We start from the raw sequence: 16,187 nt of genomic DNA on the forward strand, positions 1-16,187 counted from the left end.
TTGATGTCCACAAGGCTTTGTTAACTGTAAAAAATATTTTCTATGAAAGGGACAAATATTTTATTGGCGCTGATTATAGCAGGTACAACCAGTTTAGCCGCCTGCGGTAGTGGTAACAAGAGCAGCACCGATTCAACATCCGTCAGCACAATGGATTCTTCCGCAGCAATACCTGATACTTCCTTAAGTGATACCGTACCTGGTGCAGAGATGCCCGCAGGTGCCGTAAACCCGGGCGAGGATTCCGCCCGCTATGGTACAGGTGCTGACGATACTTCTAAAAGACGCAGACATTAAGATAATTTGTGTGCGGTGCACACTATATGTAGAGAAAGGAAAAAGAAAGGAAGCCTATATGGCTTCCTTTCTTTTTTTGTAAAGGTTAAAATATTTACCTTTCCAGCCCGTCATAACCTGTAGTACTCTTTTGAGAAGTTATCCCTAATAACAGCTAATGGAACAAAATACTAAGGTTAAAATCAGTTCATTTAAGAAAACGTTTCGCTTATACAAATACGTAAAGCCTTACTGGCCAGCGTTTAGCCTGGGCTTACTATTCCTTTTCCTGTCAAGCATCGCTAACCTGGCCTTCCCAAAGCTGTTGGGGCAACTGGTTGATGCCGGTACCGGTAAGAAAATGGCAGAAGCCATCAATCATACCGGTCTGCTGCTGGTAGGGATACTGGTAGCGCAGGGTATTTTCGGTTACCTGCGGATCATTCTCTTCGTAAATGTGACCGAGAAATCACTTGCCTCATTACGACAACACATTTACAACCACCTGATACAGTTACCGATGCGTTTCTTTTCCGGCAGGAGAGTGGGAGAACTGGGTAGCCGTATTTCTTCAGATATCTCCCTGTTACAGGAAACATTTACGACCACCGTCGCGGAATTCATCCGTCAGTTGATCATCATTGTAGGAGGGATCATCCTGTTGCTGAATACTTCCCTGTATCTGACCCTGCTGATGCTGTCTTCTCTTCCCGTCATCATGGTCATCGCCTTTTTTTTTGGACGTATTTTTCGCCGTTATTCGAAAAAGGCTCAGACGCAAGTCGCTGAAGCTAATACGATTGTGGAGGAAACCTTACAGGGGATCCTCAACGTAAAAGCCTTTGCCAATGAGTTCTTCGAGATGAAACGCTATAAGAAGAAAACGACCGAAGTAGCCCATACAGGTATCAAGGCCGGTACCTTCAGAGGGGTGTTCGCAGCCAGTATGATCCTCGGTATTTTCGGCGCTATGATAGCCGTTATCTGGCAGGGTGCATTGATGATCGCTGCAGGTAAACTGGCTGCCGGAATGCTCTTTTCCTTCATTCTCTATTCAAGTTTCATAGGAGCCTCTGTCGCGGGTCTGGCAGAAGTATACGCCAGCATTCAAAAAAGCATCGGCGCTACGGAAAACTTACTGGAGATCCTCGATGAACCGGCAGAACCTATTACAGACAGCGCTAAAATCGCTCCTGAACATCAGCTCACCGGCCAGATCTCTTTCAATCGCCTCACGTTCCGTTACCCTTCAAGAGATGATTTACAGGTATTGGAAGATATCTCTTTTGATATTGCTGCAGATCAGCAGATTGCATTAGTGGGACCAAGTGGCGCTGGTAAGAGTACCATCGTTTCCTTACTGTTACGCCTGTATGATCCTGTTGCAGGAAATATATTATTCAATGGGAAAGATATCAGCTCATTCCCCTTATCTGCTATCCGCAGTCAGATGGCCATCGTACCACAGGACGTATTCCTTTTTGGCGGTACTATCCGTGAAAACATTGCTTATGGACGCCCGGATGCTCCTGTCGAAGAATTAATAGCGGCTGCTGAAAAGGCCAATGCCTGGGAATTCATACAACGCTTCCCGGACGGACTGGATACCATTGTCGGTGAACGGGGTGTACAACTTTCCGGTGGCCAGCGTCAGCGAATCGCTATTGCCAGGGCCGTACTGAAAAATCCACGTATCCTGATACTGGATGAAGCTACTTCTGCTTTGGATGCTGAATCGGAAAGACTGGTGCAGGACGCACTGGAAAAACTGATGGAAGGACGAACCTCTATTGTCATTGCTCATCGCCTGAGCACTGTCCGTCAGGCAGATAAAATTATCGTACTGGATAAAGGGCACATTGTAGAGCAAGGTTCCCACCAGGAACTGGTGCGTATGGAAGGGGGACTCTATAAAAATTTAAGCGAAATGCAATTCACTCATTAAGTACTCATGATACCGGTACCTATAGCGCATGGGCTCTACATATACGGTTTCATCTCATCCTCAATATTTTGTCTCAGGTGCATTAACTTTCTTGCATAGGCTTCCATTTCCCTGGCAGCAGGTGTTTGCGGGGTCCACTTTGGTACAGGGACCGTTTTACCCTGATCGTCCACTGCGGCAAATACCATTACACAGTGCGTAGTCTTAATCCTCGTCTGATGACGCGGATTACCTGCCTGTACATTGATAGCAATATGCATACTGCTATTCCCTGTAAGGATGATAGTAGCTGTAATCTCTACGATATCCCCGATAGCGATCGGTTTAAAGAAACGGATACCCCCGACATAAACGGTCACGCAATATTGCCCGCTCCAGTTGGCGGCACAGGCATAACCCGCCTGGTCGATCCATTTCATTACAGCTCCTCCATGCACTTTGCCTCCAAAGTTTACATCAGATGGTTCTGCCAGAAAACGCAGCGTAACGGTGTTGGTGGTTGTATCTATCATCAGTCCTAAAATAATAAATGCAAGTTAATAACTTGCATTTATTATATAGTGTTTTTTTATTTCCCGTAATATCCCTAGATATCATTGTTATTCTCTGGCTGATCCTCTTTCTTCTTATTCTTCTTCGCTGCATCCATCTTCCCGAACCTCCATGACATATTCAATCTCAGCTCACGACTCGCTCTTTTCCTGTAATACTCCTGATCAGACAAATCCGTAGTGGTATAAGAAAGGGTCCTGTCTGTATTAAATATATCATTCAATCCCAGGGATACAGCCAACGTACGTTTCTTTAAAAATTCCTTCCTCACCGCCATATCCACCGTATACTTGGAAGCTCTTTCTCCCTGTGGCAATATCTGCTTCGATTCATAATTCCCTGTCACCTGCAAACTTAAATTATACGGCAGTTTAGTATTACTGTTGATCTTACCAAACCAGGCAAATCCCTGGTTAGATAAATTAGTCTGTAAATTTCCCGCATTGATCTTAGTTTGAAACAGGTTGAGGTTAGTCGTTACATCCCAGTAACTTGTGATCTGATCACGCACGGTAAACTCGGCCCCATAAGCATTCCGTGTATCCGCATTTACAGGGTAAGTCAGCACCACTTTCTGAGACTGCCCATTAATCGTCAGTACTGTATCCGTAGAGAAATCAGTAATCGCATTATTCGTATTCCTGTAATAAAGAGATACTAAAACATTATGCTTCTTATTAAAATCCTTCAGATAACTCATCTCAAAAGAGTTTGTATACTCCGGACGAAGTGCCGGATTACCACGGCTCGCGCTCTGCGCACTATATTGCAGATCTGGCAGCAGATCTCTGAACCACGGACGTCTTACACGACGGCTATAATTCAACTGCACCTCATGATCTCCTTTAAACTTCTGAGAAAGGAATAAGCTGGGAAACAAGCTGATAGGGTATTTTATTTCGTAATTGTTTTTACCGATACTTTTCATCTCTCCGTTATAGTTAGACTGTTCCGCACGTAAACCCGCCATGTACCCAAAGCTACCCGCACTACCGGTATAACTTACATAAGCTGCATTGATCGTTTCACGATAATGATAATCATTGGAAAGAGAGGAGTCTAAAACATAATTACCGGAAGAGAAATCTTTCCCCATCGTATTCAGCTTATTATTGAAAATACGGCTGGTAGTACGTAAGCCCGCTTCCAGTTTAGACGTCTCTGAAAGAGGGTTCACATAATCAATCTGGCCGGTCAGGTAAGTCGTATTTCCCTTACCAGCACCATAACGGTTCTCCGGTTGATTAGGTGTATCAATGGCCACATGGTCCATCGTATAATACTGAAGATCATAGTTAGAACCATCTTTACTGGTAGCATAGTTATAAGTGAAATCAGCGGTCAGCTCATGCCCCTGTTTGGCAAAAGTATGTTTGTAACCCATCTGGGTAGTATAGTTGCGCCAGCTATGTGTACCATTATCTATACCCGTACCAAAACGTACCTGCTGCTGTTGCTCGTTTAAATTATATAAGGTGAGATCACTGTAATCATTAAAATCTCCGCCCATGATCCCCTGGGAAATACTGATGGTATTCCGGTTGTCAGCAAACCAGTCAAACCCCACACGTCCAAACTGGAACTTCCTCGTATTATCTCCATTATTATACTGGTCCAGGTAGGTGGTCGTATCCGTACCAATATTCTTACGGAACAAATGTGAATTGGTAGCGCCCTTGCGGTTCCTCATATTCCAGCTCAGGGAAACGGCATATTTCTCGCGACGAACGTTCAGGTCCAGACCGCCATTTACTCCACCCAGGGTAGAAACACCTGCAGTTACCTGTCCGTTAATCCCCGCTTTCCTGTTCTTTTTCAGTACGATATTAAGGATACCGCTCACACCTTCCGCATCATATTTCGCAGAAGGATTGGTCACCACCTCTATATTGGCAATAGCATCTGCAGGGATCTGATCCAGTGTAAGCGTGGTAGGACGGCCATCTACAAATATAGTAGGTGTACCATTCCGTACACTCACATTCCCGTCTATGTCCACACTCACAGATGGCACCTGTTTCAGTACATCAGTAGCAGTACCGCCAATACTCGACAGGCTCTTCTCTACATTAAAGACACGTTTGTCAATAGCCATGGTATAAGCAGGTTTCTCTCCCACAATTTCCACTCCGGCCAGCGACCTTACATTTGCCTTCAGTTTGATATTACCAACATCAATACTGTTCGCTTTAGCATTGAGGCTAACTGTTTTATAAACGGTTTCATATCCTATGAAGTTTACTTTCACCAGGTACTTTCCAAAGGCGATCTCAGGGAAGTTAAAATCCCCGTTTGTTTTAGATAACATCCCTGTAAGTGTAGTTGAGTCAGCGGAACGTAATATAGATACGGACGCATATTCTACCGGAGTATTGGTTTGTGCATCCACCAGTTTTCCGTATAGGACGCCGGTCTCCGCCGGTTTAGACCCTGATTGCTGGGCATAGGAGTGAAAAAAGAATGATAATGTCATTCCCAAACATAAAGTGACAACTTTCTGCATGATTCAAAATACTTTTCTAAAGTGAGCCTGTAACGGTATTAAAAGTAATAGTAATTGGAAAAAGAAAACACGACTTTTGGATGAATGGCGGCACGGGTTCTGTATCTTTGCAAGCTCTGTTATTTTCCGAATCAATGCTTTATGCCAAACGACTACCGACCGGACTGGGACATTTATACCTGTCACATAGAGGACAACCCGGCTATTATTGGGCTGGATCTTGACTTACGGCGTTTCGCTCCTCTGAATAATAAGCCATTTGCGGTACACATTTCTGTATACCTGAATGATCCGCGGCCTGACGGTTTTCCCAAAGGAACAGAGTTTGAAATATTAGGGGAGATAGAGGACCACCTGGTACAACAGCTGGAATTAACCTTACACGCCCACTTTGCCGGCCGGACCATCTCCGCCGGTGTACGCGATTTCTACTTTTATACCGCCGATCCCTTACTCCACGATAAATTTATCACGGATGCCATGACCCGCTTTCCGGGGTATAAATATGATTATGGCGTAAAAGAAGATAAAAACTGGGAACTGTACTTCGACTTCCTCTTTCCGGATATCCAGGAATTCCAGCGCATACAGAACCGTAAAGTGTTGCGTACGCTGAAACAACACGGGGATATCCCTGAAAAAGAACGGCATATCGATCACTGGATCTTCTTCAGCACAGAAGCCGACAGGGAGCAGTATTGGAAAACGATCCGGTCCCAGAGATTTACAGTAGAAGGCTGGCCGCTGGAAAAGGATAGTGAACTGCCCTTCGGATTGCAGATTTCGAGGAATGATAAAACAGACGAAGATAGTATCGATATAACAGTCATGTACTTGTGGGAGCTGGCCCGTGAAATGAACGCACGTTATGATGGATGGGAAACCGTAATTGTAGCACAATAATTAAACTGTTTTATGAGTTGTTTAACATTATAGAGGGGAAATTGCCAGTGATGATTCATTAATTTTTTTTAGATTACATACGAACTGTTACAACTGTTATGTATGCTTTACGTATGTAAGCATACAGCCATCTTATTAGCTACCGGAAAGAGTGGGAACGTGTTTTAAAATATTACCTGGTTTTGTAGTTTACTGTTGCCTGATAATGCTGTCCCATACTGCAATGGGGGAAGGTTTGTCTATATACAGCTGTTTCCGGCAGGATATACAATACCCTGATAGTGTGCCCTCTAAACAAGTTTCAAAAAGCTGGTTAAAACGTATGGGAGAATATCGCAACTCCATGCGGAACAAGCAATACCGCGATTCTGTTATCCGTAAAGTAACCCGTCAGAACGTTCCCGAACCGGAACTCAGCGACAGCGTCATCAATAAAAGTGAAAAATACTTTACACCTTTCTCCGGAAGGGTGATCCGTGATATATATTACCGCAAAGTAAATGTGTTCGGTCCGGATAACATCCGCGATACCACCTTTACCACCACCATGAAACTGGTGCATTTCGCCAATCGCCTGCATTACAACTCGGAAGAGTGGGTAATCCGGCAATCCCTGTTCTTCCGGCAGAACGACACCATCAATCCTTTTGAAATGTCGGATAACGAGCGTTACCTGCGTAACCGGCCTTTCCTGTCAGATGCCCGTTTGTATATCATCAATGCTGCCGTTTCTCCGGATTCGGTAGACCTGCTGGTGGTGACCAAGGATATATTCGAATACGGTTTTGACCTTTCAGAGGCAACACCTACAGCCTTAAGGACATCCGTTACCAATAATAACCTGTTCGGTGCGGGGCAGGGGCTAAGGATAGGGGCCGCCTGGCATGATTCCTACAACCCTCCCTGGGGAACAGAGATCAGGTATACAAAATACAATGCACTTGGGACCTTTATAGATTTCAGCGCAGGGTATACGGCCCTTAATAATTATAACCCTCTGGACTCCGGTGTATATGAGGGGGCCTATTACATCAGCCTGAACCGTCCTTTATACAGGACTGAAGCCAACTGGGTTGGGGGAATAGATTTATCCCAGCATTATTCCATCAATAACTTCGGCAGAACGGATACCTTTTACCGCGATTACCGCTACCAGGTCATCGATGTATGGGGTGGTTATAACTTCCTGAAACAGGATGACAGGAATGGTTCCCGCAGGCCAAACCTCGCATTCCTTGTCCGGCATAATAACCTGTTCTTTACCGAACCACCGAAACAGGAAATGTTTAAGTTAAACCCGGTGTACAACGACCGTCGTTTTTACCTGGCGGAAGCCATCGTTTTCAAACAGGACTTCTTCAAAACACATCATTTCTTTGGTTTTGGCAGAACAGAGGATATTCCGTTGGGGTATTCCGCGTCCATTTCAGCGGGATGGCAGGCCTGGAACCACCGGCGAAGGGCTTATACTGGTATTGAAGCGCAAAAATTCTGGACTACCCGCTTACAGGGGATCATCAATGGGAGTGTTGGCGTAGGTACTTTCTGGCTGGATAATGTGGCAGAAGACCCTGTGATCCATGCAAAAGTGGAATATTACAGCCGCCTGTTCAGGATCAGGAAAAATATGTTCCGCCAGTTTACCTCTATAGATTATCTGGGCAACGTCAATCCATACCTCTATCGTCCACTGGATGCGAATAATGAAAATGGTGTATGGGGATACCGCGGGACCCTGATGAACGGTTACCAACGCCTGAACGTGAGATCAGAAACAGTGTACTACAGTCCGCTGAAAATACTGGGCTTTAAATTCAACTTCTTTACTTCGGTGCAGGCTTCTCAGCTCACCTCCAAGAGTAATAATATCTTAAAGAACCCGATCTATACCGGTATCGGGTTTGGTTTCAGGGTAAAGAATGAGAACCTGGCCATTAATACCATCAAGGTTTCCGGTAACTATTACCCGAACCCACCCGTTCCGATGAAACCGTTCTTCCTGGAAATCACTACCATAGTCGATTTCCGTTTTGATATCTACGCCTTAAGAGCTCCCGCGTTCCTCAATTTCAGGTAGATTTCTTAATCTTCAGGATCACAAGTTTGGACGTGGGCGTATTACTTTTATCTGCTACACTATTCAAAGGCACCAGTGCATTTGTTTCCGGGAAATAGGTAGCCGTACATTTTTCAGGGATATTATATTCCACCACGATGAATTTATGGACTACCCGTTCGGTTCCGCCAAACTCATTGTACAAATCCACGATATCACCCGGTTGTAAACCAGCAGCAAGAATATCTTTTATATTCATGAGGATAACCCTTCTTTCCTGGTAAATCCCCCGGTAACGGTCATCCAGCCCATAGATAGTGGTATTAAACTGATCATGGCTTCTGATCGTCATCATCATACACTCATCTGGGGCCAGTTGTTGTGTTGTTACATCCGCCACATTAAAATGTGCCTTCCTGGTTTGGGTCTCAAAGCGTCCTTCCCTGGCGCCATTCGGCAGGTAAAAACCACCTGGACGCCTTACTCTTTCGTTATAATTGTTAAATCCCGGAATCACCTTTTCTATATCTTCCCGGATATGATCATAATGCTGACTATACCTTTCCCAGTTCACGCGGGATTTACTTCCCAGAGTTGCCTGCGCCAGCCTGCATACAATGGTTGGCTCACTTAACAAGTGTCCGGACACCGGTTTCAGATTACCCCTGGACATCTGTATCACACCCATGGAATTCTCGCAGGTAACAAACTGTTTTTCTCCATTAATTATATCCTCATCACTACGCCCGAAACAGGGCAGGATAATCGCCTCTTTACCATGCACTAAATGACTGCGGTTCAGTTTAGTAGACACATGTATCGTCAGATCACAGTTACGCAGGGCCTGTGCGGTCACTTCCGTATCCGGAGTGGCAGAAAGGAAATTTCCGCCCATCGCAAAGAACACTTTACCCTTTCCATCCCGCATAGCTTTGATTGCAGATACTGTATCAAACCCATGCTCCCTTGGCGGATCAAATCCATATACTTTCTGAATAGCATTCAATAATTGTTCGGAAGGCTTCTCGAAGATCCCCACGGTACGGTCGCCCTGTACATTACTATGCCCGCGTACCGGGCAGGTACCTGCTCCGGGTTTACCGATACTGCCTTTCAGCAGCAGCAGGTTCACCACTTCTTTAATAGTGTCCACTGCATTTTTATGCTGGGTAAGGCCCATCGCCCAGCAGGCAATGATCTTCTTTTTATGTATGATGGCCTTTGCCGCCAGTTCTATTTGTTCCAGCGGAACACCACAATCAATGGCTAATTGTGAAAGGTCCTGTTGTCTTAAATGCGTAATATATTCAGCATACCCCAATGTATCAGCAGCGATAAATTCCGCATCGAAGACAGTCCCGGGATGTTTATCTTCTTCCTGTAACAACAGTAACGTCAACGCCTTTATCAGTGCAAGATCACCATTGATCTTTACCTGCAGGAAAATATCGGTAAGATGAGTTTTAATATTGAGGAATCCTTTTACTGTTTGCGGGTTCAGGAAATTGAGCAATCCCGTTTCATGTAATGGATTAACCGCAATGATAGTAGCGCCTTTAGCTTTTGCTTTCTGTAAGGCGGTCAGCATACGGGGGTGATTGGTACCGGGGTTTTGTCCCAGGATAATGATCACCTCTGCCATATAAAAATCGTCTAGCGTCACGGAACCTTTCCCGATCCCCAGGGATTCTCCCAGGGCCACACCACTGGATTCATGGCACATATTGGAGCAATCGGGCATGTTATTCGTACCATATTCCCGTACAAACAACTGGTACAGATAAGCAGCCTCGTTGCTGGTCCTTCCCGAAGTATAGAAAATAGCTTCATTAGGAGAAGACAATGCATTCAGATGACGCGCGATCTTTTTAAAAGCTTTATCCCAACTGATAGGCTGATAATGAGTAGCGCCTTCCGGCAGATAAACCGGTTCTGCCACTCTTCCTTTTTTCCCTATTTCATAATCTGTTAATCCGGCCAGATCAGCCACACTATTTTCCGCAAAGAAAGAAGCCGTCAGCTTTTTACTGGTAGCCTCTTCGGCCACCGCCTTGGCGCCGTTCTCACAGTATTCCGCAATAGAAGAGCGTTCATCGTCAGGATCAGGCCATGCACAACCCGGGCAATCAAATCCGTCTTTTTGATTTAGTTTAAGGAGTGCCTTTAATCCACGCGCAGCGTTCATTTCTTCCAGGATATGTCTGGCACTGAATATCACTGCCGGTATCCCGGCAGCCGTAGTTTTAGGTTTTCCGATCTTTACATCTCCTGTAAATTTTTCCGGGTTCTCCGCGTTGGGAACAATTGATGCAGTTGCCATGATTAAACGGTTATTCTTTCTTCTCCTGTATAAATATTAAATCGTTGCAGGCGTAAAAATCCTATCAGTGTAATATCCCATTCATGGGCCATTTTCACCGCCATACTGGATGGTGCGCCCACCGCTGCAATTATTTTTATCCCGGCCATAGCAGCCTTTTGTATCAGCTCAAATCCTGCACGGCCACTCAGTAATAATATATAGTTATGCAATGGGAAAAGTTTTTCCTGCATGGCAGTTCCCACTAATTTATCCACCGCATTATGCCTGCCAATATCTTCGCGCATAATCAATAAATTCCCCTCATTATCAAACAGGGCAGACGCATGTAATCCGCCGGTATCTTCAAACACGGCCTGTTGCTTGCGCAGGAGCCCGGGTAACTTCACCAGCAAGGATGCCCGGCACTGTATAGTTGTTGCCGCTACCTGTACTGGTGCATAAATAGCTGTGATCTCCGTTTTCCCGCACACCCCGCAACCTGAATTCGCAAAGAAATTCCGTTGGGCAGGCTGTAGAACAGGCATTACGTTTTTCTGTAGCGTAACTGTTGCAATATTATCCGCATAATTGATCTCCGCAATATCATCCACAGACGAAATAACTCCTTCTGTAAAAAGGAACCCGGCAGCCAGTTCCTGATCCTGTCCGGGAGTACGCATGGTCACAGTAATGCTTTGTTGCTGCCCCCCATGTACCAGTCTGATTTCCAGCGGTTCTTCCGCGGCAAGGGCATCTTCTGTATCAGTAACAAGTGTATCCTGTACTCTTGTTATACGTGTGTAGGAAATGGCCGGATTTAGCATAGTTAAAGTTACGTAAAGAATGGCATCAAATTTTCAGTACATTAGGCACAAATAAAAAACCTCATATATGCGCTGGAATGACCGTAGATTAAGCGATAATGTAGAAGACCGCCGTGGTGGCGGTGGTATGCGAACTTTAGGTGTGGGGGGAGGTATAGGCGGTATTATCATCGTCGTACTGGCCCTGTTGTTTAACCGGAATCCCCAGCAGGTACTGCAACAGGTACAGCAGGGGAGTGGCGGCACTACCCAATCTGAGAAAGTAACAGCCAGTAGTGATGAAAATGCGCGTTTTGCTTCCACAGTACTCGCCGATACAGAAGATGTCTGGACAAAGCTCTTTAACGACATGCATAAGCATTATCAGGACCCCGGGATGGTGATCTACAGCGATGTGGACCAATCCGGTTGTGGCTCTGCCCAGGCAGCAATGGGACCATTCTATTGCCCTGCAGACGAAAAAATATACCTTGATCTTTCCTTCTTTAACGAAATGGAACAACGGTTCCAGGTGGTAGGCGATTTTGCGATGGCATATGTAATCGCTCACGAAGTGGGGCATCATGTGCAGAACCTCCTGGGCATTACCAAAAAGATGGATGCCATGCGTTCGCGTCTGAGCGAAGAAGAATATAACAAGCTGTCCGTGAAACTGGAATTACAGGCCGATTTTCTGGCAGGAGTGTGGGCACATCACGCACAAAAAATGCAGAACATCCTGGAAGAGGGAGATATCGAAGAAGCACTAAACGCTGCCAGTGCAGTAGGGGACGATAAACTGCAGAAAGCTGCCCAGGGATATGTTGTACCGGATGCCTTTACACATGGAACTTCTGCACAACGTATGCACTGGTTCAAGAAAGGATTTGAAAGTGGAGATATTAAAGACGGAGATACATTCAACTCATCAGAATTATGAATAAAAAAAAGCTGACTCATTCGGGTCAGCTTTTTTCATTTACCACAGATTCCTGCGTTATATTTTTAAGTTGATCAGTCGTAATTGTAAACATATATCCTCTTCTCGTATTATTTTCTTCTTCGGATAATGGTAAGGTAAAATGGAAACTCGTTCCTTTGCCTACCTGGCTATCGAACCAGATCTCACCTTCATTCCGCTCTATGAAATCTTTGGATAAAGGCAGTCCTAATCCGCAACCCTTCTCATTCTGTGTCCCTCCTGTAGAATAATAAATGTTAGATAATACTTTAGGTTGGTCCGCTTCTGCAATGCCTATGCCATTATCTTCTACGATCAGTTCTATCTTTTCAGATAACATCAGGTAACGGATATTGATATTACCAAGAGCTGGTGTAAACTTGATAGCATTACTGATCAGATTACGCAATACAAGCCTTATCATATCAGGATCTCCATACACCATAATAGCATGAGACAGCTGATGCGTAAGTGAAATGTTCTTTTGTTTTGCCAGTGATAACAACAGTTCAAATTCCCTGTTTAAAACAGCGGTAATATCAAAATCATCTGCATTCACCCTCATGCCTTTCATCTGACTGCTGGCCCATTGTAACAGGTTATCCATCATGGACGAAGTATTCTTCATGTCCCTCCATAATTCATCTACGAAGAACCTGAATTGCTGAGAAGACATTTTATCATCTCTCAGTAAAAACAACATGCCTTCCAATATCGCCAGCGGGGAACGGAGATCATGTGAAATAACAGAAAATATTTTATCCTTCACCTGACTCGCACTTTCCAGTGCTACATTCTGTTCCAGGATAATCAGGTTCTGCTGCTGTACTCTTTTATTACGGTTATTTAACTGAAGATATAAGTCCTGCTGACGTCTGTACATACGAAAAAGAATACTTGTAATCACAGACAGTACAAAGAATAACATGATACTGAAGATCACAAACTTCTGCTGTATTTTGATGGTAGAAAGATGTAAAAGCTGTTCTTTCTTTAACATCTCATTTTCACGTTGTTTCTTCTCAGATTCATACTTCTCTTTTGTACTGGCGATGAACTTCGTCTTCTCCACATTAAAATACTGCTCACTCAGCCTGGAGAACTCTTTGTAGCTGGACATGGCCGCAATATAATTACCTCGCGCAGAGTCTAAGGACGCCTGGTATTTATAATAGATCATGGTGTTCTTGGCATTCTGTAAATGCTCATTCAGTTTGGCAGCATCGCTGAGATTCCGGGCAGCATCCGTATATTTTCTTAAGGCGGTATTTACCCTGCCCAGATTCAGGTACGCTTTGGTAAGCCCTGGCAGATTATCAGATTCCCGGTAATATTTCTCAGAAATTTCATAATACCGGAGTGCTTCCCGGTATTGTCCCTTGTCATATAAAATATGACCAATATTCTCATAAGTAAAGGCCAGTCCTTTATGATCATTGAGCGATAGCTTTATTTTTTCAGATTCATACAGGAAAAACAAGGCAGAATCCGGTTTATGCAGCAGCAGGTAACAAGAGCCGATACTGTTCAATGAGCGGGCCACTTCCGCCTGATCGCGTAGAGATTGTTTAAGGTATAATGCTTTTTTCTGATAAGGTAGTGCGAGTTCGGGCTTGCTCTGTTCTATGAATATATTGCCAATGTCTGCGTTCAGCACACTAGTTGCGTGAATATCATTTAGTTGTTCTGCCAGTTTCAGTGCATCGGTGGTAAAATCCATCTGTTTGTCCAGGTTACCGCGACTGTTTTCTGCTAGTGCCATATTGCGTTTACCCCACATAGCACCGGATGTATATCCGAGGCTATCGCTGATATGAATGGCTTCTCTCCCATACTTTTCTGTGAGCACAGGGTCCTTTGTAAAATACAGTCTCCCCACCTTGTTCAGCAGTATTACAAGGTCTGTATCTCTTTGCGGATGCCTGTCTATGGCATGCAGCAAACTATCCGTGCTACCTGACTGCGCAAGGAGCATGGATGGTAATCCACACAGGATGACCATGTAAAAAAAGGGGTGTACTCTAAATCGGACTATCTGCATAGAAAGTCAAGTTGTTGACGAAGCGTTCATTTAGGGCTACCTGAATGCAGCGATAAAAATATGAAAAAAACAGATGCAATTTTTTGAAATTTGAACATATCTATTCAAACATTGTACCACAGTAAGTTACATAGAGAAAACATTCTTGTGTGTTAAGCCTTAAAATAAGCTGGTCTTCCAAAATTTTGTACTATTACATTATGAAACCTACAGTTACCATAGAATATTGCCCCAAATGCGGTTGGCTGATGCGCGCAGCATGGATGGCACAGGAGCTACTGACAACTTTTGCAGATGATATCCGGAGTGTATCTTTACAACCAAGTGAAATTGGAGGGAGTTATATTATTTATGTAGACGGAGAAATCCTGTTTAACCGCAAAGATGCCGGTCATTTTCCGGAGATAAAGGAATTGAAACAGCTGGTAAGGGACAAAGTAAATCCTGGGAAAAGCCTGGGACATTCTGACAGAAAATAATTTTAAAGGCATAAAAGTTGTTTCTTTGCATCCCGATGAGAATGCAAAGAATTATATCTGTTACGGTTATATTAGTAATCATTAGCTCTGGGCTGAAAGCCCAGGATACGACTATCGCCTTTCCTAAAGGACCGGTGCAAACACTAAAAACAGCGGGCTATTCATCCCCGGAAAAGACAGTTGTCTTTCAGAACGCCGACACAGATATATTTCCTGCAATGTTTATTTGTACTGTTAAAGGGATTCCGGTAACAATAGATACGCCCATACATAAGCGCAGTTTTTTCCCGTTACCGGTATTAGGCTATTCTCAGGAGAAAGGACTGGAAGTGGGTGCAGCTATGCTCTATTCTTTCTACACAGGCAAAAATTCTGAATTACGCAACTCTACGATCAATCTTATACCCAGTATCACCACAAAAAACCAGTATAAGATCGATCTTAAAACTGATATCTGGACAGACGGTAACAACTGGCACTTCAAAAGCAACCTGCGTTACCACGATTTCCCGATCTATTTTTACGGAATCGGAGATACTACACATAAATCGAATGGAACATTAGTCGATAATATCCGCTACAAAGTACAACTGGAGGCGGAGCACCGTATTGACGGTCACTTCTACGCCGGACTGCTGCTTCAGTACCAAAAAGACGACTACAGGGCCAGAGAGATCAAGGGTATTTACCCCGGATTACCACTCACCGATAAGGACGGCGGCTATGTAACCTTCATAGGAGCCACCGGTATCTTCGATAACAGGGATAATCAGAATTACACTACCCGTGGCACCTGGATGCGTTTAAATATCGCGTATGCTCCTTCATTCCTCAGCAAACAGCAACTCTGGAAGCTGGATGCACAGGCGCGGCATTTCATCCCCTTATCCCGCAACAGCACCCTGGGCTTAAACGGAGTTTTTAACTCCCTGCAGGGCAAAACATTACCTTTCTACCTTTTACCCGAAATGGGCAACGATCTGATGATGCGTGGCTATTACACAGGTCGTTACCGCGATCAGAATTACCTGGCTTTACAGGCAGAATACCGCTATTTCCTTGATCCTCATATCCCCATCAATATCTGGTTCGTTCACATGCAACCCAAATTTGCACTGGCTGCATTTGGTGGCACCGGAGCTGTATTCAACAACCACGATATCGGCTTATCCCACTTTAAACCGGATTATGGTTTGGGTATCCGCTGGTTCTACGATGAAAGTGCCCGGCTGACTATTCGTATAGACTATGGCTGGGGTGAAAAACGAGCCGGAGAACAAAGACAATCAGGGCTTTATCTATCGCTTGCTGAGGCATTTTAATCTTTTTGACCGTATCGTCAGTATTTGTTAACTTCAATCACAGC

General features: G+C 44.5%; 12 protein-coding genes. 7 read left to right on the forward strand and 5 right to left on the reverse strand.

Going from position 1 to position 16,187, the window contains the following annotated elements; all coding sequences use genetic code 11:
• The first annotated feature begins 42 nt into the window (after nt 1-42).
• Nucleotides 43-297, forward strand: a complete 255-nt coding sequence (locus GO495_RS28035; protein WP_157303265.1) for a hypothetical protein — start codon at nt 43-45, stop codon at nt 295-297.
• A gap of 157 nt (nt 298-454) precedes the next feature.
• A complete protein-coding gene (locus GO495_RS28040) occupies nt 455-2,221 on the forward strand; it encodes an ABC transporter ATP-binding protein (protein WP_157303266.1) in 1,767 nt (588 codons plus the stop codon).
• Between the two features lie 35 nt (nt 2,222-2,256).
• Here the strand turns inward: GO495_RS28040 and GO495_RS28045 are convergent, their stop codons facing one another.
• Nucleotides 2,257-2,733 carry an acyl-CoA thioesterase gene (locus GO495_RS28045; protein ID WP_157303267.1) on the reverse strand — a complete coding sequence of 159 codons (477 nt, stop codon included), beginning with the start codon at nt 2,731-2,733 and terminating at the stop codon, nt 2,257-2,259.
• Between the two features lie 74 nt (nt 2,734-2,807).
• On the reverse strand, nt 2,808-5,276 hold the full coding sequence (locus GO495_RS28050; RefSeq protein ID WP_157303268.1) for a TonB-dependent receptor: 2,469 nt from the start codon (nt 5,274-5,276) through the stop codon (nt 2,808-2,810).
• A gap of 141 nt (nt 5,277-5,417) precedes the next feature.
• On the opposite strand from GO495_RS28050, the gene GO495_RS28055 reads away from it, so the two are divergent.
• Both GO495_RS28055 and GO495_RS28060 read left to right on the forward strand, forming a co-directional pair.
• Nucleotides 5,418-6,179, forward strand: a complete 762-nt coding sequence (locus GO495_RS28055; protein WP_170302734.1) for a DUF695 domain-containing protein — start codon at nt 5,418-5,420, stop codon at nt 6,177-6,179.
• A gap of 205 nt (nt 6,180-6,384) precedes the next feature.
• Nucleotides 6,385-8,256, forward strand: coding sequence for a BamA/TamA family outer membrane protein (locus GO495_RS28060; RefSeq protein WP_157303270.1), 1,872 nt, complete (start codon nt 6,385-6,387; stop codon nt 8,254-8,256).
• Here GO495_RS28060 and GO495_RS28065 read toward each other — a convergent pair.
• Together GO495_RS28065 and fdhD are read right to left on the reverse strand one after the other, a co-directional pair.
• Entirely contained in the window at nt 8,249-10,555 is a 2,307-nt protein-coding gene (locus tag GO495_RS28065; protein ID WP_157303271.1) for an FdhF/YdeP family oxidoreductase, read from the reverse strand. The two genes, GO495_RS28060 and GO495_RS28065, sit on opposite strands and share 8 nt — an antisense overlap.
• 2 nt (nt 10,556-10,557) lie before the next feature.
• The gene (gene fdhD, locus GO495_RS28070; protein ID WP_157303272.1) at nt 10,558-11,361 is read right to left on the reverse strand and encodes a formate dehydrogenase accessory sulfurtransferase FdhD; all 804 of its coding nucleotides are present in this window, start codon (nt 11,359-11,361) and stop codon (nt 10,558-10,560) included.
• Between the two features lie 67 nt (nt 11,362-11,428).
• On the opposite strand from fdhD, the gene ypfJ reads away from it, so the two are divergent.
• Complete coding sequence (gene ypfJ / locus GO495_RS28075) at nt 11,429-12,280, forward strand: KPN_02809 family neutral zinc metallopeptidase (protein WP_157303273.1); 852 nt, start codon at nt 11,429-11,431, stop codon at nt 12,278-12,280.
• Nucleotides 12,281-12,305: 25 nt separating this feature from the next.
• On the opposite strand, the gene GO495_RS28080 is transcribed toward ypfJ, so the two are convergent.
• Entirely contained in the window at nt 12,306-14,342 is a 2,037-nt protein-coding gene (locus GO495_RS28080) for an ATP-binding protein (RefSeq protein ID WP_157303274.1), read from the reverse strand.
• Nucleotides 14,343-14,542: 200 nt separating this feature from the next.
• Here GO495_RS28080 and GO495_RS28085 point away from each other — a divergent pair, with 200 nt between their 5' ends.
• Together GO495_RS28085 and GO495_RS28090 are read left to right on the forward strand one after the other, a co-directional pair.
• The gene (locus GO495_RS28085) at nt 14,543-14,821 is read left to right on the forward strand and encodes an Rdx family protein (RefSeq protein WP_157303275.1); all 279 of its coding nucleotides are present in this window, start codon (nt 14,543-14,545) and stop codon (nt 14,819-14,821) included.
• 41 nt (nt 14,822-14,862) lie between these two features.
• A complete protein-coding gene (locus tag GO495_RS28090) occupies nt 14,863-16,143 on the forward strand; it encodes a BamA/TamA family outer membrane protein (RefSeq protein WP_157303276.1) in 1,281 nt (426 codons plus the stop codon).
• Nucleotides 16,144-16,187 lie beyond the last annotated feature (44 nt).

The organism is Chitinophaga oryziterrae, assembly GCF_009758125.1.
Lineage (GTDB): Bacteria > Bacteroidota > Bacteroidia > Chitinophagales > Chitinophagaceae > Chitinophaga > Chitinophaga oryziterrae.

What these genes read in the sequence shown, in the direction of transcription:
- GO495_RS28035 (WP_157303265.1), top strand. Translation starts at nt 43, where the DNA reads ATGAAAGGGACAAATATTTTATTGGCGCTGATTATAGCAGGTACAACC.
- GO495_RS28040 (WP_157303266.1), top strand. Translation starts at nt 455, where the DNA reads ATGGAACAAAATACTAAGGTTAAAATCAGTTCATTTAAGAAAACGTTT.
- GO495_RS28045 (WP_157303267.1), bottom strand. Translation starts at nt 2,733, where the DNA reads ATGATAGATACAACCACCAACACCGTTACGCTGCGTTTTCTGGCAGAA.
- GO495_RS28050 (WP_157303268.1), bottom strand. Translation starts at nt 5,276, where the DNA reads ATGCAGAAAGTTGTCACTTTATGTTTGGGAATGACATTATCATTCTTT.
- GO495_RS28055 (WP_170302734.1), top strand. Translation starts at nt 5,418, where the DNA reads ATGCCAAACGACTACCGACCGGACTGGGACATTTATACCTGTCACATA.
- GO495_RS28060 (WP_157303270.1), top strand. Translation starts at nt 6,385, where the DNA reads ATGCTGTCCCATACTGCAATGGGGGAAGGTTTGTCTATATACAGCTGT.
- GO495_RS28065 (WP_157303271.1), bottom strand. Translation starts at nt 10,555, where the DNA reads ATGGCAACTGCATCAATTGTTCCCAACGCGGAGAACCCGGAAAAATTT.
- fdhD (WP_157303272.1), bottom strand. Translation starts at nt 11,361, where the DNA reads ATGCTAAATCCGGCCATTTCCTACACACGTATAACAAGAGTACAGGAT.
- ypfJ (WP_157303273.1), top strand. Translation starts at nt 11,429, where the DNA reads ATGCGCTGGAATGACCGTAGATTAAGCGATAATGTAGAAGACCGCCGT.
- GO495_RS28080 (WP_157303274.1), bottom strand. Translation starts at nt 14,342, where the DNA reads ATGCAGATAGTCCGATTTAGAGTACACCCCTTTTTTTACATGGTCATC.
- GO495_RS28085 (WP_157303275.1), top strand. Translation starts at nt 14,543, where the DNA reads ATGAAACCTACAGTTACCATAGAATATTGCCCCAAATGCGGTTGGCTG.
- GO495_RS28090 (WP_157303276.1), top strand. Translation starts at nt 14,863, where the DNA reads ATGCAAAGAATTATATCTGTTACGGTTATATTAGTAATCATTAGCTCT.